Consider the following 15087-nt stretch of genomic DNA (forward strand, 5'->3'; position numbering starts at 1 on the left):
TAATCACGAAAAATCTTCGGGACTTCCCAGGAAAAAAATTATCCTGGAAGTTCACAAGAGTATTAGGATTGGCTAATACTGTGAATTAATCAACAAGCTATGCTGTGATTGGGGAAATAGTTTAGGAGGAAATTTCCCGTGCAGGTTTACCGACTTCCAGTACTTTCTGACAACTACATCTTCTTGCTGCATGACTCGCAGCACAATGTTGCGGCTGTAGTTGATCCAGCTCAAGCTGAGCCTGTTTTGCGTTATTTAGAACAAATTAGCGCTCCATTAGTTAAGATTTTCAATACTCACCACCATCTGGATCATGTCGGCGGCAATCGGCAGTTGATCGAACGTTTCCCAGATGTCTGTGTATACGGAGGCGCTCAAGATCAAGGCAGAATTCCTGGACAACAGGTGTTTTTACAGGAAGGCGAACAGGTTGAGTTTGCCGGTAGAATTGGCGAAGTCTTATTTGTTCCCGGACATACTAGGGGACACATTGCCTACTACTTTCCCCCAACAGTACCAGGTGAAACTGGCGAATTATTCTGTGGCGATACCTTGTTTGCCGGGGGGTGTGGCAGACTGTTTGAAGGAACACCAGCTCAAATGGTGAATTCTTTGAGCAAGTTGCGTAACCTACCAGATAACACGCGAGTTTGGTGTGCCCATGAATATACTCTAAAAAATCTTCAATTTGCCCTGAGCGTAGACGCCGAGAACCGAGACTTACAATCCCGATATGCCTCCGTGCAAGAATCGCGTCGCTGCCAACAGGCCACAGTACCATCTCAACTGGGTATAGAGAAGCTCACCAATCCCTTTTTGCGTTGGGAGCAACCAGCACTACAATCTGCTGTTAAAGCTCAAGAAGCCGTACAAACTTTTGCTCGTCTACGAGGTATGAAAGACCAATTTTAAACCATTTGGGGGATGATACCATGGCTGTTGACATTTTATGGGGTGACAACTCAGTTGCGATCGCGCTACAGATTTGCGTACCATTAAGTGTTCTAGAGAATCATCACTCTTGCTCACTCAAGTCCGTATCCGAACAAAGACCATGGCAAAACGCGTGCAGTTAGTTTTAAATCAAGATGTTAGCAAGCTGGGAAAAACTGGAGATTTGGTTGAAGTAGCTCCCGGCTATGCTCGCAATTATCTCCTTCCCCAAAAAATCGGGGTTCTCGCTACCGCCGGCATCCTCAAGCAAGTTGAGCGGCGCAAAGAGCAAGAACGACAACGCTTAATTGAAATTAAGCAACAGGCTCAAGCTCGTAAAACAGCCTTAGAAACCATTGGTCGCTTCACTATCCGTAAGCAAGTAGGTGAAAAAGATGCGATTTTTGGTACTGTTACAGCTCAGGAAGTAGCTGATGTCATTCAAGAATCTACTTCTCAGGAAGTAGACCGCAGAGGCATTACTTTGCCAGAAATCAGTCAACTCGGTTTCTACAAAGCGGAAATCAAGCTACATCCGGAAGTTGCAGCAGAGGTTGAGATTCACGTTGCTCCCCTCTAGTGGCAATCTTGTCTCAAGAAAGCTTGTCTTCAGTAGGCTAAAAGAGCAAGTAAGCAGCCTCAAGCAAAGAAACTCTAAGGTGACTTGGTAGTCTAATCTCTAGGAGATAGTCCGGGTGTTATAAGTTTTAGAGGTATAAATTATTGTTCCTCAAGCTTGGCTCACAACCTAAATCACTCTAGCGGTCAGACTTGGTAATTGTGCTGGCAGACATTTCCTGATTCCTACTTTTTTTGTAGTCATAGTCCGTACTTCTGGTCAGGATTGACCCGTTTTGTCAGGTCAAGAGATCGGGTTGAGTGGTGTTAACCTCGGAGTCACTCAACCCTTTAATCCTCTAATCGCTGATCTTAATTTTCCGAGCACGTCTCTAGCTATGGCTCAAGAACTTGATTTTTCTGCATTTAGCTACTCTCTACCACCTCAAAACGTGGATGCCGAGGAGTCGATTCTCGGAGGAATAATGCTTGACTCTGAAGCAATTGCTCGGATTGTTGACATTCTTCCCCCGGAAGCCTTCTACATTGACGCTCATAAGGAAATCTACAAAGCTGCCTTAGTTCTTTATAGCCAGGGACAGCCGACGGATTTGATGAGTGTTACCACTTGGCTATATGACCGCGAATTATTAGAGAGAATCGGTGGTCAAAGCAAACTAGCACAGCTAGTTGACCGCACCGTATCAGCGGTTAACATTGACCGTTATGCGAAATTAGTTATAGATAAATACCAGCGCCGACAGCTTATTAGAGCCGGTAACGAAATTGTGCAGCTGGGTTACGAGACATCAACAGATTTAGAAATTGTTCTTGACAAGGCAGAACAAACAGTTTTTGGTCTAAGTCAATCCAGTCCGAAAAATACCCTAACTCCAATTTCTGAGACGCTAATTCAGACTTTCCATGAAATCCAAACCAGAGACCCCGATGTTGCCCTACCTGGTATTGCCTCTGATTTCTATGACCTAGACGCCATGACTGGGGGTTTTCAACGGTCTGATTTGGTGATTGTTGCTGGTAGACCGTCTATGGGCAAAACCAGCTTTGCCTTGGGGATTGCTCGCAATATCTCTGAAAATTTGCCCGTGGCGATTTTTAGTTTAGAAATGTCCAAGGAGCAGCTAGTGCAGCGGCTCTTGGCAAGTGAAGCGGGAATTGAGAGTAATTATCTACGAGCTGGGCGGATTAGTCAAAACCAGTGGGGTCCTTTGAGTCATGCCCTCGGAACTTTATCAGAGTTACCGATTTTCATTGACGATGCAGCTAACCCTACCGTCATGCAAATGCGATCGCAACTACGCCGTCTTCAGGCAGAACAAGCTGGCAAGTTGGGATTGATCTTAATTGATTACCTGCAACTGATGGAAGGCAGTGGTAGTGAAAACCGCGTGCAAGAGTTATCTCGGATTACCCGTTCTCTGAAGGGATTAGCCCGCGAACTTAATGTTCCCATTATTGCCTTGTCTCAGTTGAGTCGAGGAGTAGAAGCACGCAACAACAAACGACCGATGATGTCAGACTTGAGAGAGTCAGGTTGCTTGAGTGGCGATAGCTTAGTGACATTAGCCGATAGTTGCACAAAAGTGCCGATTCGTGAACTAGTCGGTAAATCCTGTTTCGCAGTTTGGGCGCTTAATACTGCCACCATGAAGCTAGAACGAGCCGTTGCCAGTAATGCCTTTTGTACAGGTGTCAAGCCTGTATTTAGGCTAGAAACTGCTCTAGGGCGAACGATTCGAGCAACAGCCAACCACCAGTTTCTCACACTCCATGGTTGGCAGCGTCTAGATCATTTAAGGGAAGGTTCGCGCCTTGCCATCCCTTGCTGTTTACCAAGTTCTTCTCAGGAGCAGACGATTGATGCTAACTCAGCATCATCCACTACCCTAGCCAGATTAATTGAACTGAGTGATGCAATAAACAACAACAACAATCAATTTCTTGCCCAGACGCCAGGGTGTCTTGAACTAATATCTGCCAGTAGCAGTAGAGAAGTAATTAGAAGTAGTCAACTAACGGCAAGCTCTAGTCAGCTTATAGACTCTAACAAAATTAATCGGCAAGCTGATGGCGATATTTACTGGGATTCAATTACCTCGATAGAAGCTGATGGCACGGCTGAAGTTTACGATTTAACGGTTCCTAGTCTTCATAACTTTATTGCCAATAGCATAGTGCTCCACAATAGTATTGAGCAGGATGCGGATTTAGTCATGATGCTCTATAGGGATTCTTACTATAATCCCGATTCTCCTGACAGAGATGTGGCAGAAGTAATCATCGCTAAACATCGCAATGGGCCAACAGGAACCGTTAAACTTTTGTTCAAGCCTGAATTGACTCAATTTCTCAACTTAGCCCACCAATAAATAGCGTTGGACAATTTTTAGAGGCTAACAAGGGAGAAATCAGAAATTAAAAACAGGAGTCAGGGAAACCACTCAACCCTGACTCCTTTCTTACCTAATTAATCCGTAGAACAGTAATAAAACTTCTAGCTAATTTTGAGCAGTTCCACATCAAAAATCAGAGTAGCATTGGGGGGAATTACTCCGCCAGCTCCACGGGAACCGTAACCCAATTCAGGAGGGATAATTAACTGGCGTCTGCCACCGACTTTCATGGTGCCAACACCTTCATCCCAACCTTTGATCACCTGTCCAACACCTATTTTGAAGGAAAAGGGACGATTGCGATCGCGGGAACTGTCGAATTTGGTGCCGTCCTCTAGGGTGCCGGTGTAGTGAACCACAACGGTTTGACCCTTTTGAGGTGTTGCCCCGTCTCCTTCTTTGAGTTCTACATACTTTAGACCAGAGGGGGTGGTCACTGCGTCAGCATTCGAGATCTGTTCGCTTTCTGAGTCAGAATTCATTGCCATTAGTTCATTTTTTGTTTCGTCAACTGCTGGTTGATCATTTGCTGCTTGAGCAATTACTGCTGCTTGAGGGGTCATTAGTTCGTCAGCGCTTGCTGAACCTTGACCTGCACTCAGCTGAGCGACAATCAACAGTAAGCCGCAAGCTAAGATCACCCCTAAGCTGACCAAAATTTCTTTCACAATCTTTCCTCCCAATTGAGTATTGCTCAACGCCAGAGCTTATTTTCCAAATCGCGCAATTGGCGTTCTAGACGGTCAATGCGACCCCGCAATTCATCTACTTCCGATTGGCGAGGCACGCCTAAATCTTGCAACATGTTACGTAGTTGCCGTTCCATGTTGCCCTGAAAGTTTCCTTGCTCTGACGTAATCTGCTGCATCATATCATCGACAAACCCCTTGGCTTGCTCAGGATTAATTTTGCCTTCTTTTACCCATTCATCGCTAACCTCTCGCAATTTTTGGGCAACCACTGAGGTTGTGCCAACACCAACCATCAATAATTGTTTGAGCCAATCGTTATTATCCATGCTTATATCCTGCCACTAGGCACTTAATTTAATTAGGTTTGCAATAGAACAGAAGAGTACTCCCAAAAGTGGGTTAGATTCAATTTCTTCCCAGCATACAGTTCTATTTTGGAATATCTTCCCCACCAACTGCTGCCAACCTTTTTCACAACAGATAGATCATGACACAATGGAGCTATGTGACTGTTAATACTTCTCTCTAGCGATTTAAATCAGTAGTTAATCAACATGGTAATTGAATGGCTCAAGTTAAGAGTCTCTCCCGAACGCCGGGAAGAATTTATTCAATTGGACGCAGAAATTTGGACAGCGACGCTCTCTAGCTGTCCAGGGTTTTTGGGCAAAGAAGTCTGGGTAAATCCTATAGCATCAATGGAAGTTGTTTTGGTAATTCGTTGGGCTAGTCGCCAACAGTGGAAAGCAGTTCCGCCAGAGTTGCTAGCAGAAACTGAGCAGCGCTTCGTCCAAAAGTTTGGCGGTTCTAATGAGATTATTGAGGCCACTGAGTTTCAAGTTAGAAAATTCCCTCTGACCTCAAGCTAGGAATAGATAAATTACTATGGCCAAGATACGTTAAAGGATGCTGCTCCTATCGTGAGAGCTACTAGCTATGCCAAATTGTCCTAAATGCCATCAACCTATCGGTAGTCAGATGGTCACCTGTTCCCATTGCGGCACAGTTCTTAAAGCCTACGGTCATCCTGGTATTACTTTACACCGGGCTAGAGAAGATCAGCCTTTGTGCGAAAGCTGCACATACCACGCTGATGATACTTGTACATTTCCCCAACGTCCCTACGCTCAAGAATGTACTCTCTATAACGATATTTCTCAGGCTCAGGTAGAGATTGACCAAATTTATGTCCCACGTAGCCTTCCTTTACAAACGGTAAGGCTTTGGTGTCAAAGGAACCCAGCGTTGTTAGGTTTACTTGGATTGGTAGCGGTCAGTTTTTTACTTACCCTAATTGCCTTCTAATGATTGCCAGCAAGGCTCTAAACTATGCGAGCAGCAGTTGAGCTGGTTGTCGTTCCTTCGGCTTCTATTGGTATTAGCTGCTCAACTGATTTTGTCGGTTCCTGACATACATCTAAATCAAACCAGAAAGTTGTGCCAATCCCAACTTCGCTGACTAAATGTACGCAGGAGTGATGCCTCTCAATAATGTTTCTGACAATTGAGAGTCCTAATCCTGTTCCTTCGAGGGTATGCACTCGGTTTTCTACCCGGAAAAACCTTTCAAAAATCGCCGCCTGGTCTTCTGCATCAATGCCAATTCCTGTATCAGAAATTTCAATTCGCACTTGAGCCGTCTCATCATGATGATGGACACTAGGCTCCAGCAAATAGGCGCGAATTGCTACTCTTCCTCCCGGTTGGGTGAATTTCAGACCATTACCTAACAAATTATCAAAAACTTGGAGCAACAAATCATAGTGACCCAGAACCGACGGCAAATTCGGGGCAATTTCTTGAAGCAGTTCAATGCCTTTATCACGAGCGTTTAGCTGATAAGTACGCAGAGTCTGCTCTACTGGCTCAGCAATATCTACAGGTTTAAAGTGATAAATTCGACAAGATGATTCGAGTCGCGATAAATCTAGGACATCATTAACTAGACGAGTTAAGCGGTCAGTTTCACTGTTAGCTGTTTCCAGAAACTCGCGACGCTCCTGTTCACTAAGGTTTTCTCCGTATTCATGGAGCGTCTCGATAAAGGATTTGATATTAAATAGGGGAGTTCTCAGTTCGTGGGAAACATTACTGATGAAATTGCTTTTTGCTTCGTTGAGTTCTACTTCGCGGGTAATATCTTGCACCGTCATGGCAATTCCCTTAATACTTTCGCGGTATTGGTCAAGAACCCTCGTCAAAACGATGCGGACGGTATGAGCAGTGGGTTCTGGTAAGGTAATACGGAACTCTCCCCCACCAGTAGATTCGAGTTCTGGGTCATCAGAAGTCTTCTGGGCAGCCACCTGATAAAGGGGTCGCGTTAGTTCCATGGTTACTGCCGATGGTAGGTGATGTAGGACGTTTTCTCCCACAATCTCACTGCCCTCCCAACCGAAAAGCCTTCGCGCCGTTGGATTAACTAAAACGATTTTTAAATCTGTATCCAGCAGTACAGCACCGTCGGCAATTGTGGAAACCAGCGTTTCTAACTTGGCTTTCTCTGCGGTCAGTTCTTCAATGTTTTGCTCTTCATAGCGCTCTAGGCGTTCTGCCATGTCATTGAAGCTGAGAATCAGTTCCCCCAGTTCTGGCGTCCCTCCAAAGGGCAGGTCAATCCGCTGTTGGAAATTACCTGCCGCAATGTTCCTGACTCCCTTGAGTAGCTCTTTAATCGGCTTGGTAATATTTAAGGCATTAAATACTGCACCCAAAATTACCATTACCCAAATTGAGATAAAAACAGCGAGCGTTACGTCCCGAGTTAAATACGATGAGGCGGTAACTGTAGGGTTTGGGTTAATGCCAATAGCCAAAACGCCGAGATTTTTACCCTCATGGGTCAGGGGTACAAAAACATCTGTTACTTCTCCGTCAGGCGTTATGTGCTGCCTAACCATTGGTGAGTCGGAATGACTCGCGTAATCTTCCGGTAGCTGAATCCGACGTTGGATAGTCAGGGAATTGTGAACTTCTGGCTCGGAAAAAGGAATACCAAAAAAGATTCGCCCTTCTTCATCGGCATAGATCATGTAACGAATATTGGAGGTGCTGTTATAGAAGCGATGAGAAAACCTAGCTACCTCTGTCAAATCGTTTTCTGCGATCTGAGGTGCCACATTAGCTGCTAGCAACAGCCCTAAGTCACGACCAAAACGAGTGTCATTACCTCTGGCATCCTGCTGAATCGTATTGACAGCCCAAAAGGTCAAGCCACTCATGATCAAGGAGACAAACAGTGTTGCTGCCGCCATTAGCCTAGTCTGGATCGTAAACCCTGACCACCAACGCAGGATAACTTCTCGGAGGTTTGTTAGCAAAGACAGCAAGGTCGGTCTACCACAATTTATTATAGAAAATTACAACTCCTCTTGTAACACATTTCTGGCACCGAAGTATTTAATGAAAAACTAAAGATTTAACCCAGCACTGCTCGACTATGGGTCTAGGTAAGCCGGTGACCAATATCTCTCCTGTAATACATACCATCAAACTCAATGCAATTGAGCGCTGCATAAGCACTGTTGAGCGCCTGGTCGAAACTTTCACCAGTTGCCGTAACACCCAGGACGCGGCCGCCATCAGTAACTAACTGTTGCTGCTTGAGTTGAGTACCTGCTTGAAAAACTTGAACCCCCAGTTTCTCTGCTTGCTCAATACCAGTAATTACCTGACCCTTTTGGTAGGCACCTGGATAACCCCCAGCAGCAGCAACGACACAAGTAGCTGCTGCTGATTTCCACTTAATCTCTGGAAGTTGCTCAAGTCTTTGCTCGGTACAAGCTAACAGTAGCTCTTCTAGGGGAGTCTCCAGTAAAGGCAGAATAGCTTGGGTTTCTGGATCCCCAAAGCGACAATTAAACTCTAGAACCATTAGATCACCTTTGGGGGTGATCATTAATCCTGCGTACAGAACCCCCCGGTAGTCAATACCCCTTTTTCTTAGAGCGTCAACGGTAGGTTGGAGGATTTCTTGCTCAATGCGTTCCTTCAAGGCAGAGGTTACAATTGGTGCTGGAGCGTAAGCTCCCATACCACCAGTGTTTTCTCCAGTATCTCCCTCTCCAATGCGCTTGTGGTCTTGAGCCGGTAGCAAGGGTCGAACCGTTAGACCATCTGTTAATGCCAATACAGAAACTTCTTGACCACTCAGGCACTCTTCAACCACCACAGTACTAAACCCGTTTTTGAAGAGTGACTCAACGGCTACGATAGCTTGATCAACTGTAGAAGCTACTGTAACTCCCTTCCCTGCGGCTAAACTATCGGCCTTAACGACAATGGGCGCACCCTGTTGTTTCACATAGGCTACGGCGGCGGCAAGGTCGGTAAAAACTTCAAAATCAGGAGTTGGCACACCAGCAGACTGCATTAAAGTCTTAGCCCAGTGCTTACTTGATTCAATCTGTGCTCCTGCCTGCGTTGGACCAAAAATTTTCAGGTTTTTGCTTTGCAAGTAGTCTGTAATTCCCTGAGCAAGGGGGAGTTCTGGCCCAACAACGATTAAAGATACATTATGAACTAAAGCACAGCGTTCAATTCCCTCAAAATCATCAACTGGTAAGGGAAGATTCTGGCAACCTGGCAGACTAGCTGTGCCACCATTACCGGGAATACATATCACTTGCTTAATCTGTTGAGACTGTAGTAGTTTCCAGGCCAGGGCATGCTCTCGTCCTCCATTGCCAACCACCAAAATCTTCACGTTATCCTCACACTCCACAACAATTGAACTTATCGATTTTCGGTTGGTAGGTCTGCTTCTAGGAGCAGAGCGTTGCCAATCAGCGTCTTTCTACCTCTATTGAGGAGAACTAACTCAAGCAGAACGCTCAATGGCTAGCTTTTGAGTTAGGTAAATGTTCTACATTATGCCATGGGATTGCTAGATCACTGAATCAGGTTCTGGCACCTGGGAAAGATTCTAGGGAGTTGGCGAGCAAAACTTGTACACCATTGCCATACTTTTGAGTAATTCTCCAACTCTTGATTTCAGTTTTTCTGCTGTTGGTAGCGCCGCTTAAACTCCTGCTGCCGTTTTTTGTGATCAACTATAGGGGCTGGATACCCACAAGCCTCGCGCTCGCTTTCAGGAATCTTACCAGTGACGAGGTATTCTGTATCTAGAGAACTAACCTCTGGTAGCCATTGCCTGATGTATTCAGCTTCCGGGTCGTACTTTTGAGCTTGACTGGCTGGGTTAAAAATTCTTAACGGCTTAGGATCCATGCCGCTAGAAGCACTCCATTGCCAGCCTCCATTGTTAGCTGAAAGGTCGCCATCGTAGAGCTTTTGCATAAAGTATTTCTCTCCCCACTGCCAGTTAATCAGTAAGTCTTTAGTGAGGAAACTGGCAACAATCATGCGACAACGGTTATGCATCCATCCGACTTGATCAAGCTGACGCATCGCCGCATCAACGATGGGGTAGCCGGTTTTACCTTCACACCAAGCTTGGAATAGCTCTGAATCGTCGTCCCAGGGGAAATCCTGGAAGGCTTCACGATAGGGCCCTTGTGCTAATTCTGGAAAGAAATACATCCCATGCTGATAAAACTCTCGCCAAGCTAATTCCTGTTGCCAGGTTTTAATATTGTCGCGGGTTTCATCGCTGCGGCTACGGCTATAGGCAGCACTTGCAGCTTGCCAAACAGTGCGGATGCCAATTGCCCCAAATTTCAGGGCAGCACTCAGTTTTGAAGTGCCATCGACGCCGGGAAAATTACGCTGTTCCTGGTAATCATTAATAGCGCGATCGCAAAATAACTCTAGGGTTTCCTGGGCTGCCTGTTCTCCAGGTGCTACAAGTAGTTCATTGTCCCAGGCATATCCTAAATCCTTAGCAGTAAGTAAATCTACTACACCGACTGACGAGGCGATTTCTTGTTCTTTTTTAGTTAATGCTTCCGCATCTTTGAGGGTTTCTACTGGGTCATTTTTGCTTTGAGCCTGCCACTTTTTCCAAAAGGGAGTGTAGACTTTATAAGGTTCGCCAGAATTAGTGCGAATTTCTCCGGGTGCATGTAATAACTGATCCCAACTAGGGTGAACTGCTATTCCCTTTTCTTGGAGTGCTTCACTCACTAATTGGTCGCGTTTTTGCGAGTAAGGTTCTACATCCCAATTGAAGAATACAGCCTTAGCTTGAAGAGCTACTGCCACGGCAGGAATCGCCTTACTGGGTTCGTCGTGTAGGATTAACAGCTGACTACCAACTTGGTGATAGCGCTGCTGTAAATCTTGTAAGCAGCCCATCATATAAGTAACTCTTGCTAGTGCGATGTCGTCCCTTTTTAAGATATTGGGATCGAAGCAAAAAACACCGACAACTTTCGGACTTTGCTGGCGTGCAGCAGCCAGTCCAATGTTGTCAGCAAGGCGTAAATCACGGCGATGCCAGAAGATGATCAAATCGGACATTAATTCACTAAATCCATCGGTTGCTTATCTAGAGCGATAATATCTTCTTGGCTCTAGGCAACATTTTCCCTCAAAGGAGAAGATTTTGAGAATTCCTCTCATCACCCACTAAGCGACAAATCTGGCTCAAGATAAGAATGGACGAGCCAGGAAAAAGCTAGAGATAGATTTGGCATCCACTGGCTCACCAGATAGAATAGCTTGTTCTAATTCCTGGGGTGTCATTAGTACTGTTTCCATATCTTCATCTGCATCCTGTTGAGGAGGAGTCTCTAGCTTTTCCAAATCCTGAGCGAGAAAAGCATAGATAAATTCGTCAGAGTAACCTGGTGCGAGGGGAAATTCACCTAAGCTTTGCCATTGGTGAGCACGGTAGCCAGTTTCTTCTTCAATTTCTCGCTTGATAGTATCTGCTGGATCTTCAAGAGGTTCCACTGTGCCAGCAGGAAACTCCAAAAGACGTCCAGCAACAGCAAAGCGATATTGCCGCACTAGTACCAGTTTTCCTTCTGCTGTCACGGGTATTGCTAAAGCGCCACCTGGGTGACGGATGCATTCCCAGTCTCCCTCTGATTTATTGGGCAAGCGGAGGGAATTAACTTCAAAGTGAAATCTTCTTCCTTGATAAAGCAGACGTTGTTTTAGCAGTTGTGGTGGTTCCAGACCTTTTGGCATGTGATAATCAAAGACTAAAGGTTAGTGAGTTACGGGTTTATCAAAGGTAAACTCCAGAACAGTCTACCGCTTGTACGAGTTGTGCGATCGTTGCTCCAGAGATAGGCTCTATCCATTCAGGGGCAATTTCTGCTAACGGCACCAGCACAAAGGCTCTCTTTTGCATGTGTGGGTGAGGGATTTGCAGTTGGGGCGTATTTAAAATTAAATCATTGAATAATAGTAAATCTAAGTCTAGGGTTCTAGGTCCCCAGCGTTCTCGACGAACTCGACCCAACTGTTTTTCAATTTCTAGTAAGGTTATTAATAATTGCTGAGGAGTTAGCTGCACATCCAGTAAGGCGCAGCCGTTAAGATAATCTGGTTGTGGTGGTCCGACAGCAGCAGTTTTATACCAGCTAGAAGAGGCACACAGGTTAATACCTGGGGCCTGGGCAAGAATTTTGAGGGCGTCTTCTAGAATCTTGGGAGAGTCGCCAAGGTTGCTACCAAGGGCAATTGCAGCTGTTTGAGATTGTAAAATCACGCCCCCTATGTTCTCCTTAATGATGTGTAATTAATCAGGTAGGCTGCCAAAGAACAATACTAATTAACCAAGTTGATGAGATTTTGCTGTCTTTATTGAGTTTTTATGGAAGAAGACAACATCCTTGGTCTTTTCCTAGCAGGACATCGAGATTCTGTCCACTCTGTGGCGATGACGCGCGATGTACAAACCTTAGTCAGTGGCGGTGCAGACAAGACGATTCGAGTTTGGGACTTAAGCAGTGGTCAACAGAAACTTATTTTGACAGGTCATTCTGACTGGGTTCGTGCTGTTGCCATTAGTTCTGATGAACTAACTCTTGTCAGTGGTAGCTTTGATCAAACTATTAAGGTTTGGCACCTCAACAGTGGTCAGGTGATACGCACACTCATCGGTCACTCAGACAGGGTTTATACTGTTGCTATTAGTCCTGACGGACAGACAGTATACAGTGGTAGCCAAGATGCGGATCTGAAAATCTGGAACCTTAAGAGTGTTGACATACTCCCCGCGCTGAAGCGACGGGGATTATTTACGCTTCATTGACTAATGCTACCGAAGTAGTCTTACTCTGTCTGGACGTACATTTAGAGTCGTGCCGATGCCCCGTGCCGACTTTTTCTATATTTGCAGATGCGTTTTCGTCTCTATCATGTTCGCTGCCACAACCTAAACAGAGTATTGAACGCACCGATAAATCAATCTTGCCCCATTTATAGCCACAATCAGAGCAGGCTTGGCTAGTTGGTTCCCAACGGTTGATGGCTACAAACTTGCCTCCGTACTTTTCAGATTTTGCCTCAACCAAGACCCGGAATTCTCGCCAGCCTTGCTGACTAATTGCTCTAGAGAGTTTGCGGTTTTTGACCATTCCTGATACATTTAAATCTTCTAAGACGATAGTTTGGTTTTCACTAACGACCTTGGTAGACAATTTGTGCAGGAAGTCTTGGCGAGTGTCTGCAATTTGATTGTGCAGTTTTGCTATCTGAATTCTGGTCTTATGTCTTCTGTTTGAGTCTCTCTGTTGTCGCGCCAACTTCCGTTGAAATTTACGCATTTTACGGTCTAAACGTTTGTAGCAAGGACTGAAAGCTTTTTCACCGTTACTCATCACAGCCAAGGTTTTGATACCCAAATCAATGCCAATGCTTTGGTTTTTAGCATTAGCCTGAACAGGCTCTACTTCTACTACAAAACTTAAGAAGTAACGGTTGGCACAGTCCTTAATAAGGGTTACGGAACTAGGACTCGTAGGTAAATCCCTTGACCAGACAGGCTTGACAACACCTATCTTTGCAAGATAAACACCATCTTTCTTGATGGAGAAACCCCCAATCCTGAACCGTGCCGATTGGCTATTATTCCTCTTTTTGAACTTTGGATAACCAACCTTTCTACCTTTTCTCTTGCCTTTACAGGAATCGAAAAAGTTCTTGAAAGCTATCTCTAAATCAGCTACAGACTGTTGTAGCGGTATGTTCGACACCTCGCTTAACCAAGCTCTTTCCTCAGTCTTTTTCGCCTGAGTAATAACAATCTTTTGAAGTTCAGCCGACTTGGGCTTCTTTGCCCTTGCGGTACGCTCGCCCGCTAGACCTAACGGTCTCGCTTCGCTAACGCTAACACTAACAGATTGCTTACAGATTGCAAGCGCATCGTTATACACAACACGGACGCAACCGAACAACCGAGCTAGACTCTGCTGTTGTTGGTCTGTTGGGTAAAAACGATACTGGTATCTTGCTTTCATGCTCCGTGATAGGATTGGTCTGTGTTTGGATTATACATTGGTCTACAGGAAATGACTACTCAATTCCGGAGCGAAAGACATAGCGTTACAGACCTCAAGATTCACTTGGTCTGCGTGACTAAATATAGGGATGAGATTTTTAGTGGTGAACAGTTGAAATTAATCGAAGAAGTATTTCGCCACGTAGCAACACAGATGAACTTTCAAATTCTAGAAATCAGTGGTGAGAACGAACACGTACACGCATTGATTGAGTATCCACCAAAGCTCTCTGTATCGAAAATTGTGAATGCTCTAAAAGGTGTCTCAAGTCGTCGTTATGGACAGGCTGGCTTTAAAAAACCGCACGGCAAAACAGCTTTGTGGAGTCCCAGCTATTTTGCCGTGTCTGTTGGTGGCGCTCCTATTGAAGTGCTTATCCAGTACATCAAGAATCAAGAAAAGCCGTCCTGGAAGGACGGGGCTTGAATCCCATATTTTTGGTCAAGTAATACGTACACTTAAGGATCACTCTGACTGGGTTTATTGTCTGGCTATTAGTCCCGATGGCAAGACTCTAGTCAGCGGTTGTGCGGATGCTACCATTCGAGTTGAAGGAAAGGGTATCCTCACAGGTCATACTGGTAGTGTAACTTCTCTCGGTATCAGCCCAGACGGGCAGACTGTTGTCAGTGGCAGCATTGACGAGACTATTAAGTTATGGAACTTGAAGACGGGGAAAGAAATTCGGACGCTTAGGGGTCATGATGGTGGTGTAACCTCCGTTGCTATTAGTCAGGATGGGCAGACCATTGCCAGTGCTGGTAATGATCGAACAGTCAAGGTGTGGGACTTGAAGAGTGGTGCAAGACTTTACTCCTTTACTGGTCATCTTAAAGAAGTTCTGTCGGTGGCAATTAGTCCTGACGGACGGACAATAGCTAGCGGTAGCCGCAATGATGTGATTAAGATTTGGACAATGCCGTAGGGTAAGTTTAAACTGAGTGAATAGCTATCCCAACTTGTCGAGAGATCGCACTAAGGAAGTCAGCCAACCTAAGTTATTTGTATATTTGTAACAACCTTAAGGCTGAGCAACTTTCTGGAGACTGTTCACTAAAGGACTAAGGGCAGTGA

Annotated in this window: 16 protein-coding genes; 8 read left to right on the forward strand and 8 right to left on the reverse strand. The window is 45.3% G+C overall.

Going from position 1 to position 15087, the window contains the following annotated elements:
• Nucleotides 1–138: 138 nt before the first annotated feature.
• The 3 genes from gloB (at nt 139) to dnaB (ending at nt 3881) form a co-directional block, all read left to right on the forward strand.
• Nucleotides 139–912, forward strand: a complete 774-nt coding sequence (gloB, locus tag ACT7WV_RS14740) for a hydroxyacylglutathione hydrolase (protein ID WP_445103605.1) — start codon at nt 139–141, stop codon at nt 910–912.
• Between the two features lie 142 nt (nt 913–1054).
• Nucleotides 1055–1513: a 50S ribosomal protein L9 gene (gene rplI, locus ACT7WV_RS14745; protein WP_445103606.1), complete on the forward strand. Its 459-nt coding sequence runs from the start codon at nt 1055–1057 to the stop codon at nt 1511–1513.
• A 376-nt stretch (nt 1514–1889) separates the two neighbouring features.
• A complete protein-coding gene (gene dnaB, locus ACT7WV_RS14750; RefSeq protein ID WP_445105658.1) occupies nt 1890–3881 on the forward strand; it encodes a replicative DNA helicase in 1992 nt (663 codons plus the stop codon).
• Nucleotides 3882–4006: 125 nt separating this feature from the next.
• On the opposite strand, the gene ACT7WV_RS14755 is transcribed toward dnaB, so the two are convergent.
• Together ACT7WV_RS14755 and ACT7WV_RS14760 are read right to left on the reverse strand one after the other, a co-directional pair.
• Nucleotides 4007–4573, reverse strand: coding sequence for an FKBP-type peptidyl-prolyl cis-trans isomerase (locus tag ACT7WV_RS14755; protein ID WP_445103607.1), 567 nt, complete (start codon nt 4571–4573; stop codon nt 4007–4009).
• 26 nt (nt 4574–4599) lie between these two features.
• Nucleotides 4600–4923, reverse strand: coding sequence for a phasin family protein (locus tag ACT7WV_RS14760; protein ID WP_445103608.1), 324 nt, complete (start codon nt 4921–4923; stop codon nt 4600–4602).
• A gap of 228 nt (nt 4924–5151) precedes the next feature.
• Between ACT7WV_RS14760 and ACT7WV_RS14765 the strand changes: the two genes are divergently transcribed.
• A complete protein-coding gene (locus ACT7WV_RS14765) occupies nt 5152–5466 on the forward strand; it encodes a TIGR03792 family protein (RefSeq protein ID WP_445103609.1) in 315 nt (104 codons plus the stop codon).
• Between the two features lie 67 nt (nt 5467–5533).
• Nucleotides 5534–5902, forward strand: a complete 369-nt coding sequence (locus ACT7WV_RS14770) for a zinc ribbon domain-containing protein (protein WP_445103610.1) — start codon at nt 5534–5536, stop codon at nt 5900–5902.
• 17 nt (nt 5903–5919) lie between these two features.
• On the opposite strand, the gene nblS is transcribed toward ACT7WV_RS14770, so the two are convergent.
• From nblS to folK, 5 genes are all read right to left on the reverse strand, one after another.
• On the reverse strand, nt 5920–7926 hold the full coding sequence (gene nblS, locus ACT7WV_RS14775) for a two-component system sensor histidine kinase NblS (protein WP_445103611.1): 2007 nt from the start codon (nt 7924–7926) through the stop codon (nt 5920–5922).
• Nucleotides 7927–8042: 116 nt separating this feature from the next.
• Entirely contained in the window at nt 8043–9302 is a 1260-nt protein-coding gene (gene purD / locus ACT7WV_RS14780) for a phosphoribosylamine--glycine ligase (RefSeq protein ID WP_445103612.1), read from the reverse strand.
• A gap of 287 nt (nt 9303–9589) precedes the next feature.
• Nucleotides 9590–11017 (reverse strand): FAD-binding domain-containing protein, encoded by a 1428-nt coding sequence (locus tag ACT7WV_RS14785; RefSeq protein ID WP_445103613.1) that lies wholly within the window; start codon nt 11015–11017, stop codon nt 9590–9592.
• 126 nt (nt 11018–11143) lie between these two features.
• Nucleotides 11144–11692: an NUDIX hydrolase gene (locus ACT7WV_RS14790; protein ID WP_445103614.1), complete on the reverse strand. Its 549-nt coding sequence runs from the start codon at nt 11690–11692 to the stop codon at nt 11144–11146.
• A gap of 40 nt (nt 11693–11732) precedes the next feature.
• Nucleotides 11733–12215 carry a 2-amino-4-hydroxy-6-hydroxymethyldihydropteridine diphosphokinase gene (gene folK, locus ACT7WV_RS14795; protein ID WP_463424260.1) on the reverse strand — a complete coding sequence of 161 codons (483 nt, stop codon included), beginning with the start codon at nt 12213–12215 and terminating at the stop codon, nt 11733–11735.
• Between the two features lie 108 nt (nt 12216–12323).
• Between folK and ACT7WV_RS14800 the strand changes: the two genes are divergently transcribed.
• Entirely contained in the window at nt 12324–12764 is a 441-nt protein-coding gene (locus tag ACT7WV_RS14800; RefSeq protein WP_445103616.1) for a WD40 repeat domain-containing protein, read from the forward strand.
• On the opposite strand, the gene ACT7WV_RS14805 is transcribed toward ACT7WV_RS14800, so the two are convergent.
• Nucleotides 12751–13971: an RNA-guided endonuclease InsQ/TnpB family protein gene (locus tag ACT7WV_RS14805; RefSeq protein WP_445102270.1), complete on the reverse strand. Its 1221-nt coding sequence runs from the start codon at nt 13969–13971 to the stop codon at nt 12751–12753. The genes ACT7WV_RS14800 and ACT7WV_RS14805 overlap by 14 nt on opposite strands.
• A gap of 51 nt (nt 13972–14022) precedes the next feature.
• On the opposite strand from ACT7WV_RS14805, the gene tnpA reads away from it, so the two are divergent.
• Nucleotides 14023–14439: an IS200/IS605 family transposase gene (gene tnpA, locus ACT7WV_RS14810; protein WP_445105625.1), complete on the forward strand. Its 417-nt coding sequence runs from the start codon at nt 14023–14025 to the stop codon at nt 14437–14439.
• Nucleotides 14378–14938, forward strand: coding sequence for a WD40 repeat domain-containing protein (locus ACT7WV_RS14815; protein ID WP_445103617.1), 561 nt, complete (start codon nt 14378–14380; stop codon nt 14936–14938). The genes tnpA and ACT7WV_RS14815 overlap by 62 nt, the downstream gene beginning before the upstream one ends.
• Nucleotides 14939–15087 lie beyond the last annotated feature (149 nt).

It is taken from the genome of Symploca atlantica LB2515 (assembly GCF_052546295.1).